The following is a 25,220-nucleotide window of genomic DNA, read 5'->3' on the forward strand; positions in this document are numbered from 1 at the left end:
TCCATTGAAATCAATGATCATGAAAAAATCAACCTTAGTTATATTGCTCCAACTGTTTCTTGCGCTCGCGTTTACGTCCTGTGAAGAATTTCTCGATACTGAGCCTTTTGATAAGCTAGTTCCAAACACCTTTTTTCAAACTGAAAAAGATCTGGAACTCTATACCAACTCTTTCTACCAGCGAATGATCCCTGGTGGATTGGAAGTTGTACAAAGTGACGAATTGGGAGAATTTACTTCCAAAAATCAAAGTCCAACGTTTATTTCAGGTTCCTATTCATCGGTGAATGAAGGTGCTTGGAACTGGACAGACTTAAGAAATATCAATTACTTTCTAGAAAACTATAACAAAGAGCAAATTCCTGAAGAAGCCAGAAACCACTATGCTGGTATTGCCCGTTTCTTCCGAGCTTGGTTTTATTTTGATAAAGTTAAGCGTTATGGAGATGTGCCTTGGTATGACAGAACCCTAGCAACAGATGATGCTGACTTGTTTAAAGCCAGAGATTCTCGAGAACTAGTGATGGATAATGTGATGGCTGACCTCAATTTTGCAGTGGAAAATATCCGGGATACCAAGGACAACCGCGCATCTATGATTACTAGACAAGTAGCTCTTGCATTCAAATCCAGAGTCGCCCTATTTGAAGGAACCTATCGCAAGTATCATACTGAATTGGGATTAGCTGGATCTGATGAAATGTTGAGGGAAGCTGCGGATGCAGCGCGAATGGTAATGGATGCCGGCCGTTATAGCTTGTATAGCAATGGTGCTCCGGAGTCTGACTATCGCAACTTATTTATTTCTGAGAATCCAATCAGTCAAGAAGTAATGCTAGCTGTGGTGTACAATAATTCACTTAGGAGATGGCATAACATTACCTGGAAATTTAATTCTGCTACCTATGGTGCACGATGGGGTTTGAATAAGCAGTTTATCAATACTTATCTGATGACAGACGGTTCGCGTTTTACAGAACAGGCAGGTTTTGACGAGAAAGTATTTGTGGAGGAGATGGAAAATAGAGATCATAGATTGGCACAGACTGTACGTTCTCTTGGCTATACTCGAAGTGACGGAAGTGCGGCTCCTCCTAATTTCGGATATACCTATACAGGCTATCATATTTTGAAATTCAGTTTGGATGACAAGCGTTACGATGGGATAAGTGAAGCATACAATTCAATTCCCTTAATCAGATATGCAGAGGTGTTATTGAATTATGCGGAAGCAAAAGCTGAACTGGGTGAATTTGATGTATCCGTATGGATGGAAACTATTGCTCCTTTAAGAGAAAGAGCGGGAGTAGATCCCGTTATTCCTTCTGTGGCTGATTCTTATCTTCAAGCAGTTTATTTTCCAGAAATCTCCGATAAATACTTATTGGAAGTTAGAAGAGAACGTGGGATTGAACTATGCTATGAAGGTTTGAGATATGATGACCTGATGCGTTGGAAGAAAGGTGATCTGGTAGAAATGTCATGGAAAGGCATCTATGTTCCTGCATTAAATACTCCTATGGATTTGGATGGAAACGGAACTCCGGACGTATCCTTTGTGCAAACTGTTCCTGCAACGAAAGTTCCTGGTGTGATATACTTTGTAATAGATGGCAAAGCCTCTAAACTTTCAGAAGGAACCAAAGGTCATTTGATTTGGAGAGATGATGAGGATAGGGAATTCCCTGATAAAAAGTACCTGCATCCTATCTCTAACACTGATATCGTATTGAATCCAGAACTAGCGCAAAATCCAGGATGGGATTGATCCGTCATATCCAAGAATCGATGAAACTGAAACTTAGAATTTCACTACTGATGACGCTCGTCATCAGTAGTGTTTCCTATGCTCAAGAGAGCAAGGTGATTATACCGGATATCCCTGGATATTATACACTTAAAGGGGATTTTCACATGCACACCGTGTTTTCTGATGGGCACGTATGGCCTACATTTCGTGTGAATGAAGCCATACGGGATGATCTGGATGTGATTTCTCTGACAGAACATATAGATTATGAGGGATTTCCTAACATCATTGACCAAGACTATAATAAGTCTTATGAAATCGCATCAAAAGCTGCTACTAACAAAGGTTTGATCATTATCAAAGGAGTGGAAATATCTCCACGTGTAGCACCCTATCATCACAATGCCCTGTTTTTGGAGGATGCCAATATTCTGCCAACGGAGTACATGAAAAGTGGTAAAGCTGAATTTGTGATGAAAGACAGCATAACTCATGATCAGCTGATGGGGCCATTTCTGGCAGTGAAGAAGCAAAATGCTTTTGTATCATATAATCATCCGAGCTGGGGTTGGTGGGATACTAAAGACACGGTTTTGTTCACCTCATTTCATCAGGAATTATTGGACGCTGATATTCTCAAGGGCGTAGAGGTGGTCAATTCTGGTAATTACAATGTGATTGCACACAGAATGGCTCTGGAGCATGATCTGACAATGCTGTGTAATACGGATGAGCATTACGATAATCATCCCAGGTATAAGGATACGCATCGCCCGATGACACTGGTTTTTGTAAAGGAAAGGTCTGCGGAAGGAGTAGAGGAAGCGCTCTTTAACAAGAGAACAGCACTATATTTTGGGGATTATGTGATCGCCAGACAGCCGGAAGCCGAAGCGCTATTTAAATCTTCTGTGAAAGTTACTACTGAGCGAAAATTGAGAAAAGCAGAACCTTTGTTGATTGTAAACTTTGTAAATAACTCGGATATTCCTTTTGAAACTAAGATGAAAGCTGAATATGATATAGAAGGATTTCCTATGGGGCAGGTAGTGATACCCCCTCATGATACTACTCAAGTGATTCTGAAAGCGATCTGGAAATATCCAGCCAAAACTACAATCAAGGTGACCGTAGAGAATATTCTGGTCACTCCTGAATCTGGTTTGGAAACCGAATTCCTGCTTTTTATTGAAGAAATTAATTAGCGTGAAACTGCATCTGATGAGGTTTAAAATTTATTTCATTGTGTTTTGTCTTCTTTTTCTGAAAACACAGGAGACTAGCGCTCAGTCACTCAAAGTTATGTCCTACAATATTCATCATGGGGCTGATCAGAATGAAGTGAATACACTCGAAAAAATGGGTGAGTTTATCCGGAATTCGAATGCTGATCTGGTAGGCTTGCAGGAAGTGGACAGCGTTTGTAATAGATCTGGAAATGTAGATCAGATGAAAGTTCTAGCCGAAATCACCGGAATGCATTACGCATTTCTTAGGCACTTTGAATATGACGGAGGTGCTTATGGACTGGGTATTTTGTCCAAAAAACCGATTATCAGTCAGCAAAATAACAAAATCACTTCTATAAAGAATGGAGAGAAGAAATCTCTAGCATTGCTATCTGCGAAAATTTCACTTCCTGAAGGGGAGGAAATGCGCTTTGCCACCGTTCATTTTGCACTGGATCAAGCTACACGTTTGATCCAGGCAGGTGAAACCTTAGCTCATTTGGATTCAGATCTTCTTGTAGTTCTTACGGGCGATTTCAATGCAGAACCTGGCACTGAAGAAATGGAACTGCTGTCACAGAATTACACAATGGCGGATGCAAATCTTGGTAATACTTTCCCAGTTGTAGATCCAGTAAAGAAAATTGATTACATCTGGGTCAGTAAGAATTGTTTCTTGGAATCACCCAAAATTCAAATTCCTAATGCTGTCAAACATTCCGATCACCTTCCACTTATGGCAGAAATTGTACTCATTTGTAACTAGCCCAAGTGATTATCTAATGCAAAAACTACTTATGAAAAACTTACGAATTGGACTCTCTATATTTTTAATTTCTCTTTTTGGTTCCTGTGCTCAAGCTCAGGAGCCCTCAGTCAGTACGGATCGTGATGAGCCAATTGAGAATACGGAAGGGTTTGAATTGAAGGTTCTTAGCTATAATGTTCATCACTGCAATCCGCCAAGTAAACCAGGCTTGATCGATGTGGATGGAATTGCTAAAGTGATTATGGATTCCAACGCTGATTTGGTGGGTTTGCAGGAAATAGATGTGAACAACGAGCGCTCGGGAATGCATCTGGATCAGGCCAAAAAGCTGGCTGAACTTACTGAAATGCATTTCTATTTTTCCAAAGGGATCGATTATAAGGGGGGAGAATATGGCACGGCGATTTTAAGTAAATATCCAATTTCGCAGATGGAGACAATTCGGTTGCCTGAAGAAACCGGATCAGAGAGACGTACACTTTCTGTACTTACGGTAGATTTGCCTAACGGCAAGAAGGTGAGATTTGGAAATACACACCTGGATTTTACGAGTGATGCAAATGCCCTTGCACAAGCAAAAGCAATTACGACCTATTTTGAAGATGAGGAGTTACCAGTCGTATTGGTCGGGGATTTTAATGTAGAAGCATCGAGTCAGACAATGGCTCATTTGGATTCAATATTTGATAGAACATGTGAGCAAGGTTGTCCACCAACTATCCCTGTGGTCAATCCTCGAAAGGCAATTGATTTTATTCTGTATTCACCTGATTTTGGAATTCAAACCATGTTTCATGAGGTCATTCAGGAGCATTATGCTTCGGATCATTTACCTGTTTTGGCGAAGCTGAAATTTAGAGATTGAAAATGTGAAATAACGAATCCATTCGAGTAGGAACTTTTCACCCAATAGCTTGACACAAATTTTAAACTTGTCACAGCTGAAAATTCTAAACAGATAATTCCTAAGTTATGTATTCACTCATCAAGTTTTTAGGAAGACCATTGTAGATTATTCTTATTTTTTCTATTCCTTCTTCCGCCAATTTAACCTGAGTATAGCACACGAGGCAAGAGACTACTGCATAAAGCCAGCGCTCTTGCCTTTGCTTGTTTATTCCGTTTCCTCTTGCAGGTAGTGCTGCCCTCAGGCTGGTAGAGCTTTATACCTATTTGTCTAACCAAAACACAAAAGACTATGAAGACTGAAGCAAAAACATCATCAAAGAGATCATCTCAAACATCTGCAAAAAGAAGCGGGCGAAATGCCTTTCCAAGTGAGTGGAGCAATTCGAAAAGTACAAATGGATCATCCGATATCTATGAGAAGTTTACCGATCTGATAATAGAGAAACTGGAGCAGGGAGTTATTCCCTGGAAGTAACCCTGGAATAATATGGGATTGCCTGCAATTTACCCGACCAAGAAACCCTACAAAGGCATCAATCTATGGTTGTTATTATCCTGCAGACATCAGTATCCTTATTACCTGACTTTCAAACAGGCCAACTCGCTGGGAGGGAGAATCAAGAAAGGAGTGAAGTCTATACCTATCTGCTACTGGAACTTTGCTTTTAGAGATAAGAAGATGGGGAAAAGTGATCTGTTATTCCTTTTTGCCGGAATTCTCTCTGAACAAAGGAGCTAGCTGGACCAGGGATGATGTTCCTGATGCGTAGATTTTGGTGGATCCACCACAAGTAGATGCGCTTACCCTTTATACGTTTATCCTAACTGTTTCCGGAACCATAGACGATTTGAAAGCTGATCTCAAACGCATCAAAGCAATGGGGTTCACTGCCATACACTTGCTTCCAATTACTGTAATGGATACTTCTGTAAGTCCCTATTCCGTAATCTTACACAGTTGGAAGAATATATCGAAGAGGCCAAGGCAATGAATATCCGTTTGTGCTTTGATTTGGTTATGAACCATGTGGGCGTAAATAGTAAGATGGCGCAACGGGCTCCTGATTGGATTGTCGAAGACGTCAATCAACCCAATGGACTTCAACGAGCTAAATATTGGGAAGGAAAGGGGTGGAGTTTTTGGAACGATCTGGTTTTGATTAACTATGTGCATCCTTCCGAAGAAATCCGTTCTGAAATGTGGAACTACATGACAGACTACGTGCTTTTCTGGTAAAATATGCCAATGATACGGGGGATTTGTACGCTTCGATAACTTGCATAGCAGTGATCCTCATTTTGTTGGGTCAATGACCAAAGCATTACAGTTAGAATACCTTTTATACATACTCCGGGTTTCTAAGCAGATTCTTTACTTTATGCCAATCACCTCTCACGATTGTGGTGTTCCTGCACAGGAATTTAGTAGTGCAGATTCCACTGTTCCCCGTTATGTTGCGGCTGCCTTATTGGGGACAGGAGCTACGGGAATACCGCAGGGAGTGGAGTTTGGTGAAAAGGAAAGAATATATTTTAAAGGAAAAAAAGCAAAGATGAATTACCCGTCAGAGACGAGTTTTGGGCTTTTTATCGGTAAGGTGAATGATATTTTGGTAAAGAATACGGCTTTCCAATGTGGGGAAAACTGTCAGTTTGTGGACGATGGTCACGATGCGATTATAGCGGCATTCCGGCGGGAAGTAGCAGTAGAGACGATTGGATTTCTCATTGTATGTAATTTCGACATCAGTAGCAACCAACATATTTCCTTTGACCTGGAGACCATTCTTGGCACAAAAGCCCCCTTTTCTTGCATCGAATTGTTAAGTGACAAGAGTTCACATTTCCAGAACAGGACCATCGAACTCCAGCTTACTCCCTGTAGTGCACAGGTTTTGAGATTTTTCTAGGGCGAGGGAAGGGATGTTTAGCCAAGTGGCTTGAATTCTGAATGGCATGACCCTTTTTTTAAACAGCTTGAGTTTTTACAAATAGATTGGCGGTTTTCTTAATTAGGGGATTGGAAGTTAAAAGTACCCTCACTACTCCCAGATATTGTTTACACTATGATCCAGTGTATTTACATGTATCACACATCAGTATATTGAGTGGGTAATTATGTGTACCTTAAGAACAACTATGTATCCATTCTTGATCTTCGCTTTTAGTGGTAGTTCTTTCAGAATCAATCTGTTTTGTTTGAACAAGACACTTACTATTGAAAATGGAGATTTAGCGCATACGCTCAACGAGGCAGTCTAGCTAAGCCGATGAATATCAAATATCCTCTTGAAAATGTCCAAACATTGTCTGTTAAGGAGATTGTAACTTCTTTTCAAACTGATTCCGATAATGGACTCACCATGTCCGAAGCAACAAATCGGACAAAAGTATTTGGAACTAACATTTACCAGATTCAAAAAGAAAAGAGCATTTGGCATATACTTTTGCAACAATTTATAAGCCCTATAGTCTACCTGCTGGTTTTCGGTGCCGCTGTTTCTTTATTCTTTAATGATTATCTGGATGCTATTGCAATTGGGGTTGTCATTTTCATTAATGCACTTATCGGGTTTTTAATGGAAATGCAGGCACGAAGTTCCATGCACGCCTTGCGAAAGATGGATGTCATCAAATCTAAAGTGATACGGCAAGGAAAAGTCATGGATATTGCTGCAGACAAGTTAACGCCCGGAGATGTCATCATGTTGGAGGCAGGCGACGTCATCCCTGCAGATGGCAGACTTATCGAAGCAAATCACTTACAGTGCGATGAATCTTCCCTTACCGGAGAGTCCCTTCCTACCGTAAAGAATACTGATGAGCTTACAAAAGATGTCCCGTTGGGAGATCGGATAAATATGGTTTTCAAAGGAGCATCAGTAATGAATGGCAATGGCAAAGCCGTCATCACCGGCATAGCTCAACATACCCAATTGGGATCGATCACTTCATTAGTAGAAAGCTCTGCCTCTTCAGCCACACCTCTCGATAAGAAACTCAACGCGCTAAGCAAAAAGCTGATTTGGATCACCTTGGGTATGACATTGATCTTTTCGACCACAGGAATTATTCAGGGGAAGGCATGGAAATCGATTTTGGAGACCTCCATTGCATTGGCAGTGGCCGCTATTCCGGAAGGACTGCCTATCGTGGCAACCATTGCTCTTGCCTATGGAATGTTGCTGATGGCCAAACGTAATGCCATTGTAAAAAAACTTTCTGCCGTTGAAACGCTGGGCAGCACGAGTGTGATCTTAACAGATAAGACAGGAACCTTAACAGAGAATAAGATTTCTGTGGAAATGCTTTCTTTCCCAGGAGAGCAGGTGCAGGTTAAGATTGAAAATAGTGAGCTGCGCTTCGATGATGGACAAATTGAACGAAGTAAAGAGAATTTTGAAAAGCTGATACTAATCGGAACGTTGTGTAACGATGCTAACGCTGAAACTGAAAAAAAGAAAGCAACGGGTGACCCCATAGAAATTGCACTTCTTCATCTTACTGCTGCCTCCGAAGCAAATGCCGAAACATTAAATAATGAATACGAGCGCCTGAACGAGGTGCCCTTTAATTCAGTCACTAAAATAATGGGCACTTTGCATCAAGGCCCTGATAAAAATTTTGTTGCTGCGAAAGGTTCAGTGGAAGACATGCTTGTCAAATGTAGCAAGGTGCAATCCGGAACATCCATTACGGATCTTACCTCCACTGAAAAAAGTAATATACTCGCTGAATCCGAAAAGATGTCTGCAAATGGTCTTCGCGTATTGGCCTTCGCCTATAAGGAAGGAACATTTCAAGACGAAAATTATTTATCCGATTTGATTTACGTGGGTATGATTGGATTTTTGGATCCGCCCCGACTGGATATTAAAGAGACGATCCTTAGTTGTAGAAAGGCAGGGATACGGGTCGTGATGATTACAGGAGACCATCCCCTCACGGCACTTAACATCGCCAAGCGGACAGGCTTGGTGGAGCAGGACGAAGAGCAGGTAATTACAGGTAAAGATCTTCCTGCTATGGATAAGCTTACCGAAGAATGGAAGAAAAAAATCCTTAGCACTTCCGTATTTGCGCGAACTACTCCTAAGCAAAAACTAGAAATAGAAGATGTCTATCAAAAGGCCGGTAACATTGTGGCAATGACAGGAGATGGTGTAAATGATGCTCCTGCACTCAAGAAAGCAGACGTTGGCATTGCCATGGGATTGAGAGGTACAGCGGTTGCCAAGGAGACTGCCAGCATTGTCCTCAAAGATGATTCGTTCACTTCGATCACCGCAGCCATAGCACATGGGCGTGAAATTTTTCAAAATATTCAAAAGTTTGTCATCTATCTAGTCTCTTGTAATATGAGTGAGATTCTGATCGTGACTGCGCTTGGTTTGTTTGTTCCTGCAGCTACTTTAATCCCCCTACAAATACTTTTCCTGAACATTGTCACTGATGTATTTCCCGCACTGGCTTTGGGATTGGGTAGGGGAGATCTTACTGTGATGCAGCGCCCTCCAAGGGGTTTTAAGGAAAATATAATCTCTACTAGGGACTGGATTGTTATTTCAGCCTATGCATTAACCCTCACGCTGTCTGTGATACTGGCCGTTTTGTATACAAAGCATTTTATTACTGAAGATGAGATTGTATTAAACAATATGGCTTTTATCACCTTAACATTTGCTCAGCTCTTTCATGTATTCAATATGTCTTCGCTTCATTCAAAATTGATTGTAAACGAAATTACAACCAACAAATTTGTATGGTTTGCCTTGCTGCTTTGTGTGGGTTTGTTGGCGCTGGTTTTTATAGTGCCTGAGCTCCGCTTGGTTTTGAAGCTGAATGTACTCTCTCCTCAGCTATGGATTGTTGCCATCATAGCAGGAGTGCTCCCATTAATTGGAATTCAGATTTACATGTCGATTTGGAAAAAAATTCAGAGCCATAAATCATCTGCCTAGCTGAAAGATTTAGTAGTGGCATAGGTAACCATTAATTTCCCTATCTGGTGAGATTATTAAAACCAAACCACCACTGGCTGCACCTAACCCAAGAAATCTAATTAGAAAAAGATCAGTGTTTCAAAAGAATTTAGACTACGCCTTCGTTTCTTGTTTTCCTTACCTAATTACTCAATCTTTTGGAGCACCTGCTTCATTTTCACATCTCAATTGATGAGTATTTACAAGCTGTTGAACACGCTATTACCATGAATAAAGCCATTTTTAATACTTAAACTAGGTGCTATGGAATCTTCTTATTATTAAGATTACTTTCTTTTCCAATTTTAATGGCTTTGGTGTCGACATTTTTTAGGAAAAGGAAGGTTAGAATTTCTATCCGGAATTAGTCATAATATGAAGAAGTAATCGACTAAGTCGTAATTATCTTTAAGTCAGCTGTTTATCGGGTAATAATCTCTTAAGATTGAAAGGTAGTGTCATCTTTAAAGTTGAGCTGTTCAAAAGATAGAATGACCTAAGATTTAATTGCGTTGGATTTAATTGCGTTGGATTACAATATTTATATCCAGTATTAATAGTGTCAGTCAAGATTTAGTCTGATAAACACTAATATTTTCCACATCAATTTAAAGGCTATTAGATAATTGAAGATATAATGATTATCATTTGTTTTTGTCGCAAATCATTACCGTTTGATTATGATGCTTAAAAGCAATACAGTTTTTGAAATGCTATCCAATATGCGTGAGTATTTTCAGAAGGGTAATTCCTTTCTGAATTCAAATGCATCAGACCCTATACGATCAGAATTATACAATTTTAATCAAATGAACGCCCATGCCGAAATAGTGGCCCGTTCGCACCAGATATTTAAAGGGAAAAGGGAGGATAAGCTTTTAAAAAGATTGGATGACAATGAAAAAACCCTCGTGGACGTACGTAACCTGTTGGTTGAAAGCATCCAATCCGGGCAGTCAATCACTCCAGCAGCAGAGTGGCTGTTAGACAATTTCTATTTAATAGAAGAACAAATTGTAACGGCGAAAAAACACCTCCCTAAAAAATATAGCGAAGGATTACCGTATCTGGCGAATGGGAATTCTAGCGGTATGCCCAGAGTTTACGACATCGCTCTAGAGATAATTTCACACAGTGATGGTCATGTAGACTCTAATGGATTAAGAGGCTTTATATCATCCTATCAAACAGAGAAAATCCTTACGCTGGGAGAACTATGGGCTATCCCGATCATGCTAAAACTTGCTGTCATAGAGAACCTAAGAAGGATAGCAGAAAATACAGCTCTTGACATGATTGACAATAATCTAGCAGATTATTGGAGTGATCAAATGATAGAAACAGTCAATAATGATCCTGCTGATCTAGTATTGACCATCGCTGATATGGCGAGATCAAAGCCTGTTTTGAATAGTCCTTTTGTTGCTGGATTTACTCGCAAACTTCAAGGAAAGGGTCCCACGTTTGCTTTACCAATCAGCTGGCTAGAACAGCAGTTATCCAAAGTAGGAATAGCAGGAACAGACCTAGTTTGGAATGAAAATCAAAAACAAGCTGCTGATCAGGTATCAGTAAAAAACAGTATAGTCACATTGAGATTTATAGGTTCAGCTGATTGGCGCAAATTTGTTGAAGTATCAAGCATAGTTGAGCAAACCTTAAGGAAGGATATTACAGGAATTTATGCACAATTAGACTTTGCAACCAGAGACAGGTACAGGCATGTGATTGAATCTATCGCGGCACACTGTCCTCTGTCCGAAACAGAAATTGCTGAGAAAACTATTGAATTAACAAAAAGACATCCTTTAGATAAGGACCGTTTTTCTAGAGAACAACATGTAGGGTATTATTTAATAGGTAAAGGTTTAGTCGTATTGCGGAAAGAATCGCAGATGCGCTATACTATTAAACAAACATTGACCAGCTTCATGGAGAAAAGGCCAGTGTTTATTTATCTTTTTTCAATTGGAATTCTTACGCTATTCATCGCTCTGGGCATGCTTTCTATAGCCTGGATCTATGGAGATTTCAGTGCGTTCATCTTGTTCTTGGTGGGTGTATTATGTTTGGCAGGTGGCGCACATCTGGCTATTTCCTTCACTAACTGGTTGGCAACGATTTGGGTAAAACCAAGAATTCTGCCAAGGCTGGATTTTTCAAATGGTATCCCAATAGAATACCGCACGCTTGTAACTATTCCTACGATGCTTTCGAGCAAAAATGAAATTGAAGAGAATGTTGAAGCGCTTGAAATTCGGTTTTTAGCAAATCGAGAGAAAAATTTATACTTCAGTTTATTAACAGATTTTACTGATGCGGACTCTGAGACAAAGCCTTATGATCATCTTTATGTCGATTTGGTAAAGGAAAGAATTCGACAATTGAATGAGAAATATAAGCAAAGTGAACAGCCAGATATTTTTTATCTTTTTCATCGCCCTAGAAAATGGAATCCTAAAGAAGATAAGTGGATGGGGTACGAGCGCAAGAGGGGAAAACTCTCTGCTTTAAATTCTCTTTTAAGAGATGGTACTAGAGATGAGTTTAGTCATATAGTTGGTGATTATAGTGCCCTGAAAGGAATAGAATATGTAATCTCTCTTGATTCAGATACTCAACTTCCAAGAGAAGCAGCTTGGAAATTGATCGCCACAATGGCCCATCCCCTAAATCACGCCGTTTATGACGAAAGCAAAAAACGAGTCTTGGATGGCTATGGAATTCTTCAACCTAGAGTAGCTTCCGATTTTCCTAAAAATAAAACTTCCCTCTATCTACGTTTACAAGGGGACATGAAAGGTATTGATCCATATACCAGGGCATCCTCTGATGTTTACCAGGATATTTTTGAGGAAGGTTCTTTTATTGGAAAGGGCATCTACGATGTGAATGTGTTTGAAACTGTCTTAAGAAATCGTTTTCCTCAAAACCGTATTTTAAGTCATGATCTCTTGGAAGGTTGCTATACCCGCTCAGGCTTGGTAAGCGATGTTGTATTATATGAGAACAATCCTTCACATTATGAGGCAGATATAAAACGGCATCATCGCTGGATCAGGGGAGACTGGCAAATAGCTTCATGGATATTGCCTTTTGTAAGAAATGCAAGCGGAAATTTGGTTACAAATAATCTTTCTATTTTATCTCGTTGGAAAATAGCCGATAATCTTCGTAGAAGTTTATTGCCCATTTCTCTACTATTAATCTTAGTCCTTGGTTGGTCCATATTACCAAAACCCTGGTTTTGGACACTTGCCGTCACCATAATAATATTGTTACCTGTGATGGCTGCAGCATTTCTGCAGTTGTTTCACCGTCCAGAGGATTTGGACTTTAAGGCTCATATTACCGATGTAGGTAATTCGGTCAAGGAGGTATTATTACGCTTTATGTTTGGAATAGCAATATTGCCCTATGAGGCTTACCGCTTTACAGATGCTATATTCCGAACTAACTGGAGAATGCTTGTAAGCGGAAAAAAACTATTGGAATGGACACCCTCCGCCACTGCTTCCAGCCAATCAAAAAATAGTTTATGGTTCATTTCTAGGAAAATGTGGATAGGGCCAGTTTTAGCGTTTCTGTGTCTCTTACTATTTCTAAACTCCAATTCACCTGCATTTTTTGTTTCCATACCTATTCTCATTTTATGGTTTCTATCCCCTTCTCTTGCTTGGAGATTAAGTCTTGTAGAGAAAGAGAATGCACCAAATCTTAACCTAGATGAAAAAATATTTCTGCGTAAAACAGCAAGAAAAACATGGGGTTTTTTCGAACACTTTGTAAATGAAGGAGAAAACTGGCTTCCTCCTGACAATTTCCAAAAACACCCAGACCCTGTAATTGCACACAGAACATCTCCAACAAATATCGGCCTGTCATTGCTTTCAAATCTGACGGCCTACGACTTCGGGTATATTGTGATGGATGAGGTGGTTTTGAGGTGTGGCAACACGATTAAAACTTTAAATAAAATGGACCGCTATAAAGGTCATTTTTATAATTGGTATGACACTCGCTCCTTATCAATTCTGAGGCCTTCCTATGTGTCTACGGTTGATAGTGGAAATCTGGTGGGACATCTTTTGATTTTGCGTCAAGGGATTCTAGCTTTCAAATCCAAACCCATTTTCAATATAGAAAGCTATAAAGGTATACATGCTACACTAGGAGTGTTTCGGGATTTGTTGAAGGAAAGTACTCAAAATATAGAAGATTTAGAGAATTCGCTGGTTAAGGCTATTCGTAAAAAAAGTAATTCCTTATCAGTTATAAAACAAAATTTGGATGAGCTGGCAGCCCTGAGTGAGAAGATAAGTGATTATGATGAGCACACTGAAATAGGTAAGTGGGCCCTAAATTTAAAAAATCAAATTAAAAATATACGGGAAGATTTATATAGTCAGATTCCGTGGCTGAAGTTATTACCTATTCCGGATTCGTTTACTAGTCTATCCAAAATGGATTACAATCATTCGCTTCTCACTCTTCAGGAAGTAAGTGTTGACCTGACTTCGCAGATTGAACAATACAAAAAAGAGACAAGTCAAGAGTCAGACTTTGAATGGTTGATCAAAGTAGAATCTATTCTTGAAAACGGTCTTGATTTTATTCCGGAAAAACTCAGACTACTCGAGGAAATGGCTGAGGAACTGGAGCAATTTAGTATAGTAGAATATGATTTTCTACTCAACAAAGACACCAGTCATCTTTCGATTGGTTATAATGTGGACGAGCTGAGAAGAGATGAAAGCTTTTATGATATGCTTGCGTCAGAAGCTAGGTTGGGCATTTTTGTAGGTATTGCTCAAGGATTATTGCCACAGGAAAGCTGGTTCTCTTTAGGGCGTTTATTGACTGAATCAAAAAATGGTCCTGTTCTCCTGTCATGGAGTGGGTCTATGTTTGAATATTTAATGCCGCAGTTAGTAATGCCAACCTATGAGAATACGCTGTTGCATGCGACAAATCGGGCCATGGTAAAAAGGCAGATAGATTATGCTACAAAACGCGATTTGCCTTGGGGAATTTCGGAATCCGGCTACAACAGGGTGGACACAAGTTTAAATTATCAATACCAAGCATTTGGAGTCCCGGGGTTAGGATTAAAGCGTGGATTGGAGGATGACCTGGTGATAGCACCCTATGCATCTATGCTCGCGCTAATGGTTTCTCCTAAAAATGCAACATCGAATTTGAAGCTTCTAGCTGAACTAGGTTTTGAAGGAGAATATGGCTTTTATGAAGCTATAGATTATACGCAAACACGCGTTCCTCGTGGGGAAAACCATGTAGTTATCAATTCCTATATGGCTCATCATCAGGGGATGGGTTTTTTGTCTATCGCATATGTTTTAGTAAACAAACCAATGCAAAATCGTTTTGCGGCGGAACTACGTTTTCAAGCCACATTATTGCTATTACAAGAGCGCATACCTAAGACATCCATTTTTCAGGCGCATACAGCTAAAGTGAACGATATACTTACAGCCAAAACCGATTCACAGTTAAGAATTATAAATACTCCAAATACTCCTACACCAGAATTACAGTTGTTAAGTAATGGGAATTATCAAGTGATGGTCACAAATTCCGGAGGAGGATACAGCCGCTGGAAAAATATCGCAGTAACCAGATGGAGGGAAGATGCTATTAAGGAAAATTATGGAATCTTTTGCTATATCAAAGATATCAATAGTGGGAATTTTTGGTCAAATACTCATCATCCAACACTCCAGCCTGCAAAGAGTTATGAAACAATATTCTCCCAGGGTACCATAGAGTTTCACAGACAAGATTTTGGTTTTGAAACCAAAACCCAAATTGTGGTATCTCCTGAAGATAATGTTGAAATAAGAAAAATAAGGATTACCAATCGCTCTCAAGTCCCCAAAGTTCTGGAAGTCACCAGCTACAGCGAGATTGTTTTAGCTTCCCAAGCATCAGATGAGGCGCATCCGGCATTTAGTAATCTTTTCGTTCAAACGGAGATCAAACCTGAATACAGTGCCATATTTGGCACTAGAAGACCACGTTCCAAAGACGAAGTACCACCTCATCTTTTCCACTTAACCGATGCCTATGGATGTGAAGTGGAGGAAGTTTCCTATGAAACAGATAGAATGCAATTCATTGGTAGGGGAAGAACCTTAGAACATCCCTTGGCGCTGGACTCTAGAAAATTAGCCGGCAATCAAGGTGCGGTGCTAGATCCTATCATGGCTACCAAATACCGTATTACGATTAATCCCTTTAAGACTGCTACGATAGATCTTATTTATGGAATCTGCGAGAGCCGTGAAGCAAGTGAGGCGCTCATGCATAAGTACAGGGATAAAAACTTAAAGAAACGAGCGCTGGATCTTTCTTGGACACACAGCCAAGTATTGCTGCGACAGATCGACGCTTCAGAAGCAGAGGCGCAACTCTTTGGGAAATTGGCTGCATCTGTTATTTATTCAAATCCAGCTTTACGTGCCAATGAATCAGTAATAAAAAGTAATTATAGGGGGCAGTCCGGACTTTGGAGCCATTCAGTGTCTGGAGATCTTCCAATAGTATTGCTACAAATAGTTGACCAAGAGAATCTGAGCTTGGTGTCACAAATGATTAAGGCTCATGCTTACTGGCAATTGAAAGGATTGGCCGTAGATCTGATGATCTGGAATGAAGATCATGGTTCATATAGGAATGAATTACAAGACCAGATTGTTGGAATGATCTCAGCTTTAAATACCCTAACTGGACATATTCCTGGGAAAATATATGTAAAATCTACAGATCAAATTTCTTCTGAAGATCGAATCCTTTTTGAAAGTGTTGCAAAAATAATTATTACTGATAGTTATGGCACCTTATCAGATCAAGTATCTGGAAGGTTTAGAGAAATAGGTTCATCCCCTTTATTAGAAGTTAAGCCTCAAGTTCAAGACAAAATAGGTTTTGAAAACCTACTGCTTCCAGAGGACCTGAAATACTTCAACGGAACAGGAGGATTCTCAGCAGACGGGAAAGAATACAAAATTAAAACTGATAGGAATACATCTACTCCTGCTCCTTGGGTGAATATTATTGCAAACCCAATTATTGGAACAGTGGTATCTGAAAGCGGTTCAGCTTATACCTGGGCTGTGAATGCCCATGAATACAGAATTACACCATGGCATAATGATCCGGTAACTGATACGAGCGGAGAAGCTTTTTATCTTCGTGACGAGGAAACTGGATTATTTTGGTCACCAACTCCTTTTCCTGCAAAAGGAGAAGCGAATTACATTACAACACATGGATTTGGATATTCCCAGTTTGAACACGTGGAAAACGGCATAGCCTCCAAGATGAGGGTTTTTGTGGACAAGCTGGAGCCCGTTAAGTTTGTAGTGATTACAATCAAAAATAAATCAGACCGCTTGAGAAAGATTTCCTCTACAGGATACATGGAAATAGTATTGGGGAATGTGCGGTCAAAAACAAATATGCATGTTCTCTCAGAGCACGATGTGCAAAATGAATCCCTGTTTTTTCGTAATAGATATAATGATGCATTTGCTAATCGAGTTGCATTTTTCAAACTGATAGGAGCAAGTAAATACAGTTACTCCACTGATAGGTCAAAGTTTATTGGTAGAAATAGAAATCTTTCAAACCCTCAGGCCTTAGCGCGTTTAGATCTCAGAGGAAGAATTGGGGCGGGGCATGACACCTGCGCGGCTTTGCAGGGAAAATTCGATTTGTTACCTGGAGAAGAAAGAGAGATTGCTTTTCTGATTGGAAGTGCTGAAGACACAAACTCTGTTATTAAACTAGTCCAGAAATTTTCAGACCTAAAAACTATTAATCTCTCATTTACTGAGATAAAAGATTATTGGAATGAAATAATTGATAAGGTCCAAGTTCAGACCCCTGATGAAGCATTGAATCTTTTAGCAAATGGATGGCTTACTTATCAGACTATCGCTTCCAGACTATTTGCAAGAAGCGGATTCTATCAGTCCGGAGGAGCTTTTGGTTTCAGAGACCAGATCCAGGATGTACTATCCTTATTGCACAATAAGCCAGAACTCGCTAGAGAGCAAATACTTCTGAACGCTTCCCGTCAGTTTAAAGAAGGTGATGTTCAACATTGGTGGCATCCTCCAGAGGGAAGGGGTGTACGTACAAGATGTTCGGATGATCTCTTGTGGCTTCCGTTTGTGCTTTATAGGTACTTGAATGCCACGGGTGATATAGGGATTTTGAAAGAGCAAACAGGGTTTTTAGAATCTAGACCCTTGCATGAAGGAGAAGACTCCCTTTATGATTTGCCGGTAAGTGGAAGTTTAATTGCTGATTTGTACCATCATTGCCGTTTAGCAATTATACATAGTCTCCGTTTCGGAGAACATGGTTTGCCTTTCATGGGTTCTGGCGATTGGAATGACGGAATGGATCAGGTAGGGAATGAAGGTAAAGGAGAAAGCGTTTGGCTAGCATTCTTCTTTTATGATATTCTGTTGAATTTTGAGAAAGTCGCCAATAATTATGGCGATGTAGAGTTTGCATCAACTTGTAAACAAGAGGCGATTCAATTGCAATCAAATATCGAAAGATCGGCATGGGACGGTGAATGGTATCAGCGCGCTTGGTTCGATGATGGAACACCCCTCGGTTCAAAAGTTAATGAAGAATGTAGCATAGATGCGATCTCCCAAAGTTGGTCAGTTTTGACAAATGCCGCACCTGAGGAAAGAAGAAATCAAGCTATGGATTCCTTAAATAAATATTTGGTGAATAGAGAGATGAAAATCATCCAGCTGCTGGATCCTCCATTCGATAAATCTGATTTGAATCCAGGGTATATCAAAGGTTACGTGCCAGGAGTTAGGGAAAATGGAGGGCAATATTCCCATGCTGCTATTTGGACCTTGATGGCATTTGCAGCGCTAGGTGATCGAGAGCGAACCTATGAACTCTTTAGTATGATCCAGCCAGTGAATCACGCTTTAAATAACGAAGATGTACAGATTTACAAGGTGGAGCCTTATGTGATGGCAGCTGACGTGTATGCAAATGAAACCCATCGTGGCCGTGGAGGATGGACTTGGTATACTGGTTCTGCTGGATGGATGAATCAATTTATAATTGGTTCCTTACTGGGGATGGAGCTGTTAGTAGACAAGCTCAAATTCACACCTTGTTTTCCTGAGGAATGGCCTTCAGTTACGATCAATTATCGTTTTAAAACTGCTACTTATTCTATCAAAGTTTTTCAGGCGAAAAATATGGAAGATTCGTGGTGGAAAATAGACAATGAGCAAGGGAAAGGAAATGTGATTCCTCTTAAAGAGGATGGATTGCACCATGATGTTGAGGTTCATGTTTTAATCTAATTGGTACTAAGTTTTACAAACCTTTAAAAATTAGAGTTTACAACTATTAGCCAAATGTTAAGGAAGAACTGCAAATTCAAATAGGGACTCTTATTTTTTCAGAAAAGGAAATGGCATCGTAGGGCAAGCTAAAAAATATAGGTAGTTATCGGGAGGAATCTCGCCTGGTTTATAATTATCCCAGTGTATGTCGCTCTCGACATGCCTGTCTGCCTTAGGCAGGCAGGCTCGATTTCATCTGAAGCAAAAATACTTAAAATAGAATAAGCTCAGCGGAGGACAAGGTGTTAAGAAATCTTCCTTAAGAAGATTTTGGACATGGGCCCGGAAGGCAAACCCTAATCAGTCCCGATAACAATCTGACTACACCTAGGTGAGGGGGTGAGGTCAACCACCAAAGCTGGAGCCAGACACTCAAGCCAAACCCGCGATATCATTCATTCTACAGTTTAAACACCCACACTCTCCTTCAATAAAGATGTCACTAGCTCAACGGTTAATGCTTTCTTGTTCGCCTTTTCCCGGAGGGTATCAAAAGAGTATCTAAAGTCACATCCTTCTTTGTAGGCACTGCATCCATAAGCTGTTTTACCTCTTATTATTGTTCCTTTATTGCACAATGGGCAGGGAATGACTGGAGGCGTTTTTTTAGAAGACTTAGCTACTTTCTTTTCTTCCAAAACGAGTTGAAAATGATCATTGAAACGTATCAATCCTTCTTTATCTCCTGTCGTCGTTTTAAATCCTTTCAAGTTGACAGTAGATCCTTTCTGGAGCAAACGTAAATACTGATTCTCTGATATATTCTTTCCTTCGTACGAAAAAGGAAGTAAAAAGTCGCATCCGGTTTTATAGGCGCTGCATCCGTAACTCGATTTTCCTTTGAGCAGCGAGCCTTCCTTGCATTTTGGACAAGAGCTTCCCACTATCGCAGTTGCAGTTGTTGATTTTTCTTTTTCAGGAACCTTGGTTTCAGTGCTGTGAGATATTTTAGCATGGCTTTCTTCCCTGATAACTTCGTAGACCAAATGCTCCACCATACTTTTCATGTTCTTCACAAAAGAGCCCGCGTTAAAATTCCCTTTTTCTATCTCTTTCAATTGTTTTTCCCACTGCCCTGTGAGTTCTGCAGAGGTCAGCAGGTCATTTTTAATGATATCGATCAATTGCACTCCTGTTTCGGTGGGCAAAATTTGCTTTTTATTCCGTTCAATATATTGTCGCCTGAACAGGGTTTCAATAATATTTGCCCGAGTAGAAGGACGACCAATGCCATTCTCTTTCATTAACTCCCGCAACTCTTCATCGTCAACTTGCTTACCGGCAGTTTCCATACCTCTTAACAAAGTCGCTTCAGTATATTGATGAGGAGCTTTGGTTTCTTTCTCCAGGAACGAAGGTTCATGCGGCCCTCTTTCTCCTTTAGTAAAGAGCGGGAGCTCATCTTTCTCCTTTTTATCTTTGCCGTCAGCAGTTTCAAAAACAACCCTCCAGCCTTTTTCTAAAATGACTTTCCCGGTTGTTTTAAACGGAACCGTATCCACTTTTCCTAATACTGTGGTATTGGCCACCAAACAATCATCATAAAACACGGCGATGAATCTCCTGGCAATAATATCATATACTTTTAAGTGATTCCCGTGCAAACTGCTTTGAATTCCTGTAGGAATCATGGCATGGTGATCGGTTACTTTTTTATCATTGAAAACCTTGGTAGACTTTTTTAATTTTTTGCCCAAAAGTGGTTGAGTCAACGAGTTATAATTCGTTAGCTTCTCTATAATTCCTTTTGCTTTGGGGTAAATATCATTCGGTAAAAAAGTGGTATCCACTCTTGGGTAGGTGATTAATTTCTGTTCGTATAGTTGCTGCGCTATCTTAAGTGTTTCATCGGCAGAAAGGCCAAACTTATTATTGCAATACACCTGTAATCCTGTCAAGTCAAAAAGCTTAGGTGCGTAATCCTTCCCTTTTTTATTAGCAATGGAGACGACTTCAAAGTCATGTTCTTTTACCACGTTGGCAAAAGCCTCACCATCTTCTTTCTTTAAAAATTTCCCTTCTTCACAATTAAATACGGTCTCTCTATACACCGTTTGTAATTCCCAAAAAGGTTGTGGCTGAAAATTTTGAATTTCTTTAAACCGGTTAACAATCATAGCCAGTGTAGGCGTTTGGACTCTACCGATGGACAGTACCTGTTTGTATCCGCCATGTTTCACCGTATATAAGCGCGTGGCGTTCATTCCCAACAGCCAATCCCCGATTGCCCGGGAATATCCAGCATAATACAAATTATCGTACTTAGCAGAAGGTTGGAGTTTTTCGAAGCCTTCCTTGATGGCTTCTGTGGTCAAGGATGAAATCCATAAGCGTTTGACTTCCCCTTTATACTCCGCTTGTTCAATTACCCATCGTTGGATCAGCTCTCCCTCTTGTCCAGCATCACCACAGTTGATAACTAGTGTGGCTGTGTCAAATAGCTTTTTTACAATGTCAAATTGCTTCTTGATCCCTGCATTATTAACGATTTTAGTTTTGAACTTTTCGGGAAGCATCGGAAGGTGACTGAGGCTCCAACTCTTCCAATAGGGGTCATAATCGTTCGGCTCAAATAAGGTACAAAAGTGTCCGAAGGTATAGGTAACTATATACCCATTCCCCTCATAATATCCATCGTGCCTAGTATTAGCTCCTAGAACAGAGGCAATTTCACGGGCTACACTTGGTTTTTCAGCAATACAAACGATCATCTGAAGCAAAAATAGTTAAAATAGCATAAGCTCAACGGAGGACAAGGTGTTAAGAAATCTTCCTTAAGAAGATTTTAGCCTTGGGCCAGACAGTAGGGGAGGAAAATTCCGTCCAGTCACTACGAGTGATTTGACTATACCTAGAGGGGGCATCCTTGAGGATTCAGATGAACTTCTGCCGCTGCAACATCGGGCACTTTTAATAATGCCTGTTTTACATTGCTCACACACCCAACACAACTCATTCCTATAATTGATAACTCTTTTTCATTTAGTTTGATTTATTTTAAAATTATTATTCAATATTCATTCACGTCAGTTTGGCTATTCCTTCACTGCTTTCAATAAGGATTTCACCGATCCTGAGCTTTTAAGAATCACTTTGCTGTTCTTCACTGATTGATTCTCAGAGTCAATCCTAAATGTGAGATCAAGTTTATATTTCACATCCTTGCCATTCTTTAGCAAATCGAATAGTGTTTTACCTACCTCTTTGAAAGATAGCCTTATGGGGATTTCAAGGTCAGTGATGCTTTGCTCTTTAATGTCGGTAACTCCGGGTATCTCACCTTCTATCCAATCATGGTCTTCTATGGCAAACTTATAAGCGATGTTCTTTGCTTTGATTGAAAAAACGTTTTGATTTTTTATAGAAATATTTAGTTGGATAGCAGCTCTCGAAAAATTAAGGGAATCAACCTGAATATGTTTCGAAGTAAGTTCAGGGATATAAATCAGCGGAAGAAGACGATTGACATCCACGTCAAATTTCTTTTTAAAAACTATGTCGGTGAAGAAGGTTGCGTGTAATCTATATTCAACCGAATCAATTTCCTTTCGCTCACTGGCTTTTAGGATTGAGGTAAGGTGATGGTTTAGAATGGTAAGCGGAAGTGAAATCAAACTGGCGTCATTGCTCTCTAGTGAAATTGTCTTTTTGTAATGACTCTTGATTACTTCTACATCGTTTATAAAAATGCTGTATTGTAAACTATCTGCGGTAAATGAAAAAGGAAGTTGATTTTTCAAAAGCACTTTTACTGTCATCTCTGTCTTCTCTGCGGTGAGTGACGTTATTTCCATAATGGAAAGCTCAACACGAGGTAGCAAAAATGTTTTATAAGGACTTGTCTCTCGTTTATAGCTAACAAATCGCCAAATAAAAAACACTGCCAGACTGGCTATGATTAAAAACAGAATCGTTAACAGTATTTTCTTTGTCATGATTATTTCCTCATTTTATTCTCCATTATCTTAATCTCTGTATTCTCCTTTTTAATTCACCTTAGAAATCCGCCTGCTTTGCAGGTGGTCATGTCCTAGTAGCTATGCTTAATATTTGGGCTATGACTAAATATAGGAAATTAAGCCATGTAGTTTTCAAATGTGATTATCATATCGTTTGGGTTCCTAAATTTAGGTTTCGCATTTTGAAGAGTGCGATAAAGGAGCTGGTTGCTCATGATATAATGATGCTTTACGAATGGAAAGGCTGTATTGTTGAACAACTTAACGTTCAGGAAGATCATGTTCATTTGTTGGTTTCTGTTCCTCCAAAGATTTCGATTTCACAATTGATGGGCACATTGAAAGGAAAGATAGCTATCAAGCTTTTCAAGAGTTATCCAAAACTGAAGAAGAAGCCCTATTGGGGAAATCGGTTTTGGGCAAGGGGCTATTTTGTAAATACAGTAGGCCTTGATGAGGAGATGATCAAATGATATGTAAAATATCAAGAGAAAGAAGAGCGAAAGGAAGAAGATCAGCAACAAGGTTTTGATTTCTAGTTTTAAGCCCAACGCCCCTTACAGGGGCTATTCAAAGCCACCTTCTAAGAAGCTGTGTTATTTACTGATGTCTTGTCCTAAAATAGGTTTACACAAATCAATTTTATTTTTTCTATTCCTTCTTCCGCCAATTTAGCCTGATCCCATCACACGAGGGAAGAGACTACGGCATAAAGCCAGCGTTTTGGTTTATTCCGTTTCCTCTTGCAGGTAGTGGTAGCCTCAGCCTGGTATAGCTTCATACCTATTTGTCTAACCAAAACACAAAAGCTATGAAGACTGAAGCAAAAACATTATCAAAACGGAATGGCCGAAATGCCTTTGGAAGCAAGGGCAACAACCCACAAAGAACAAATGGATCATCGGATATCTATGAGAAGTTTATCGATCTGATAATAGAGTTTCGCTCAATTTTTAGTAAATGCGACAGTTAAGGCGTTGCTCTCATAAAAAAAAGTATGTCACTATTACTTACTGAACCTTAAAAGACAAAGAGCGAACAAGTAAGCCAATTCTGAAAAATATATCATTGATATTTAATTTATCACTAGAGAAAATTGCCAATTTTGTACATATAAACTCATTGTGTTTACCGACTATTTTACTTTCAAAGTTATAATCAATCCCATCGGAAAAATGGGGCAAAATCTACTTCTCTTAGGACACAATGAATTTACAACAGGTCATACCTTTGATTGCCTTTATTTTGGCAACCTATTCTGTTATAGGTAATGATGTCATTCAGACATTAGGGACATTTCTTACTTCTAATCATAAAAAGAAATGGTGGGTTTTGTGGTTCTATGCAGGATCCATTTTAACAATAGTGCTGGTTTACGGTTGGATTACACATCAGGGAGACGTTTCCTATGGTAGACTGGACATGATTCCGCTTCCGGAAAACATGCCTTATTGGTATATAATCCCGCCTATAGTTTTGATCATCCTTACCAGGTTTGGTCTTCCGGTTAGTACCACTTTTATGATCTTAAGTGTTTTTTCATCCCAGACTGTAATTGAAAAGATGATCCTGAAGTCAGTTTTGGGATACGCAGTAGCATTTGTTTTTGCATTTGCGATTTATCTTTTGATCGCCAAGCGATTTGAGTCAAAAGAAAGCATTTCCAGATCAGAGAAAGATAAAGCAAAAAAAGGCTGGCTCGTAGCGCAATGGCTGTCCACTGGTCTGTTATGGTCTCAATGGTTGGTTCAGGATTTTGCCAATCTTTATGTGTATTTACCTCGGCAATTGACATTGACAGAACTGGTCACTTCCTTAATCATCATTTTGGTTTTAATGGCTCATCTCTTTAGATCCAGAGGAGGTAAGATTCAGGAAATTGTGCACTCCAAATCCAACACCGAGCACATTCGGTCGGCCACCTTTATAGACCTTACCTATGCCATCGTATTGTTTCTGTTTACAGAGTTGAGCAACGTCCCCATGAGCACCACTTGGGTATTTATCGGGATTTTGGCCGGCCGTGAAATTGCGATCAGTTACCGTCTCAACAAAAACGAAATCGGTAATTCCAGAAAGCAAATTTTCAGGGATCTTTATAAAGTCAATATAGGATTGATTGTAAGTATTTTGCTGGCGTATGCAGTCGGAATGTTAAACGTAATGGAAGTATAGCAGGCACAATTTTGATCTCGGACAAAGGTTTTAG

Annotated in this window: 16 protein-coding genes; 13 read left to right on the forward strand and 3 right to left on the reverse strand. The window is 39.8% G+C overall.

Features of this window, described 5'->3' with window-relative positions; genetic code table 11:
• Positions 1 to 19: 19 nt before the first annotated feature.
• The 11 genes from ESV85_RS06910 to ESV85_RS06960 all read left to right on the forward strand — a co-directional run bounded on the left by ESV85_RS06910 (position 20) and on the right by ESV85_RS06960 (position 19,010).
• A complete protein-coding gene (locus ESV85_RS06910) occupies positions 20 to 1,768 on the forward strand; it encodes a RagB/SusD family nutrient uptake outer membrane protein (RefSeq protein WP_146916019.1) in 1,749 nt (582 codons plus the stop codon).
• 20 nt (positions 1,769 to 1,788) lie between these two features.
• The gene (locus tag ESV85_RS06915) at positions 1,789 to 2,955 is read left to right on the forward strand and encodes an Sb-PDE family phosphodiesterase (RefSeq protein WP_223275926.1); all 1,167 of its coding nucleotides are present in this window, start codon (positions 1,789 to 1,791) and stop codon (positions 2,953 to 2,955) included.
• 16 nt (positions 2,956 to 2,971) lie between these two features.
• A complete protein-coding gene (locus tag ESV85_RS06920) occupies positions 2,972 to 3,745 on the forward strand; it encodes an endonuclease/exonuclease/phosphatase family protein (RefSeq protein ID WP_146916021.1) in 774 nt (257 codons plus the stop codon).
• A 31-nt stretch (positions 3,746 to 3,776) separates the two neighbouring features.
• Positions 3,777 to 4,613 carry an endonuclease/exonuclease/phosphatase family protein gene (locus ESV85_RS06925; protein WP_146916156.1) on the forward strand — a complete coding sequence of 279 codons (837 nt, stop codon included), beginning with the start codon at positions 3,777 to 3,779 and terminating at the stop codon, positions 4,611 to 4,613.
• A 333-nt stretch (positions 4,614 to 4,946) separates the two neighbouring features.
• Positions 4,947 to 5,132, forward strand: coding sequence for a hypothetical protein (locus ESV85_RS06930; protein ID WP_146916022.1), 186 nt, complete (start codon positions 4,947 to 4,949; stop codon positions 5,130 to 5,132).
• 12 nt (positions 5,133 to 5,144) lie between these two features.
• The gene (locus tag ESV85_RS06935) at positions 5,145 to 5,396 is read left to right on the forward strand and encodes an ArdC family protein (protein ID WP_146916023.1); all 252 of its coding nucleotides are present in this window, start codon (positions 5,145 to 5,147) and stop codon (positions 5,394 to 5,396) included.
• Positions 5,397 to 5,433: 37 nt separating this feature from the next.
• A complete protein-coding gene (locus ESV85_RS06940) occupies positions 5,434 to 5,649 on the forward strand; it encodes a hypothetical protein (protein ID WP_223275937.1) in 216 nt (71 codons plus the stop codon).
• On the forward strand, positions 5,646 to 5,894 hold the full coding sequence (locus ESV85_RS06945; protein ID WP_191321960.1) for a hypothetical protein: 249 nt from the start codon (positions 5,646 to 5,648) through the stop codon (positions 5,892 to 5,894). Before ESV85_RS06940 ends, ESV85_RS06945 begins: the two co-directional genes overlap by 4 nt.
• 73 nt (positions 5,895 to 5,967) lie before the next feature.
• Positions 5,968 to 6,567, forward strand: a complete 600-nt coding sequence (locus tag ESV85_RS06950) for a hypothetical protein (protein ID WP_146916026.1) — start codon at positions 5,968 to 5,970, stop codon at positions 6,565 to 6,567.
• Positions 6,568 to 6,927: 360 nt separating this feature from the next.
• Complete coding sequence (locus ESV85_RS06955; RefSeq protein WP_146916028.1) at positions 6,928 to 9,618, forward strand: cation-translocating P-type ATPase; 2,691 nt, start codon at positions 6,928 to 6,930, stop codon at positions 9,616 to 9,618.
• A gap of 701 nt (positions 9,619 to 10,319) precedes the next feature.
• Complete coding sequence (locus tag ESV85_RS06960; protein WP_146916030.1) at positions 10,320 to 19,010, forward strand: GH36-type glycosyl hydrolase domain-containing protein; 8,691 nt, start codon at positions 10,320 to 10,322, stop codon at positions 19,008 to 19,010.
• A gap of 449 nt (positions 19,011 to 19,459) precedes the next feature.
• Here the strand turns inward: ESV85_RS06960 and ESV85_RS06965 are convergent, their stop codons facing one another.
• The 3 genes from ESV85_RS06965 to ESV85_RS06975 all read right to left on the reverse strand — a co-directional run bounded on the left by ESV85_RS06965 (position 19,460) and on the right by ESV85_RS06975 (position 22,987).
• On the reverse strand, positions 19,460 to 21,763 hold the full coding sequence (locus ESV85_RS06965; protein ID WP_146916032.1) for a DNA topoisomerase 3: 2,304 nt from the start codon (positions 21,761 to 21,763) through the stop codon (positions 19,460 to 19,462).
• 140 nt (positions 21,764 to 21,903) lie between these two features.
• The gene (locus ESV85_RS22740; protein WP_410488852.1) at positions 21,904 to 22,044 is read right to left on the reverse strand and encodes a cation transporter; all 141 of its coding nucleotides are present in this window, start codon (positions 22,042 to 22,044) and stop codon (positions 21,904 to 21,906) included.
• Positions 22,045 to 22,087: 43 nt separating this feature from the next.
• Positions 22,088 to 22,987 (reverse strand): LEA type 2 family protein, encoded by a 900-nt coding sequence (locus tag ESV85_RS06975; protein WP_146916035.1) that lies wholly within the window; start codon positions 22,985 to 22,987, stop codon positions 22,088 to 22,090.
• A gap of 122 nt (positions 22,988 to 23,109) precedes the next feature.
• Between ESV85_RS06975 and tnpA the strand changes: the two genes are divergently transcribed.
• Both tnpA and ESV85_RS06985 read left to right on the forward strand, forming a co-directional pair.
• A complete protein-coding gene (gene tnpA / locus ESV85_RS06980; protein ID WP_146916037.1) occupies positions 23,110 to 23,484 on the forward strand; it encodes an IS200/IS605 family transposase in 375 nt (124 codons plus the stop codon).
• A 733-nt stretch (positions 23,485 to 24,217) separates the two neighbouring features.
• Positions 24,218 to 25,186: a hypothetical protein gene (locus ESV85_RS06985; protein WP_146916039.1), complete on the forward strand. Its 969-nt coding sequence runs from the start codon at positions 24,218 to 24,220 to the stop codon at positions 25,184 to 25,186.
• Positions 25,187 to 25,220: the final 34 nt, after the last annotated feature.

Origin of the sequence: Algoriphagus aquimarinus (genome assembly GCF_007997215.1) — a bacterium.
GTDB classification, from domain to species: domain Bacteria; phylum Bacteroidota; class Bacteroidia; order Cytophagales; family Cyclobacteriaceae; genus Algoriphagus; species Algoriphagus aquimarinus_A.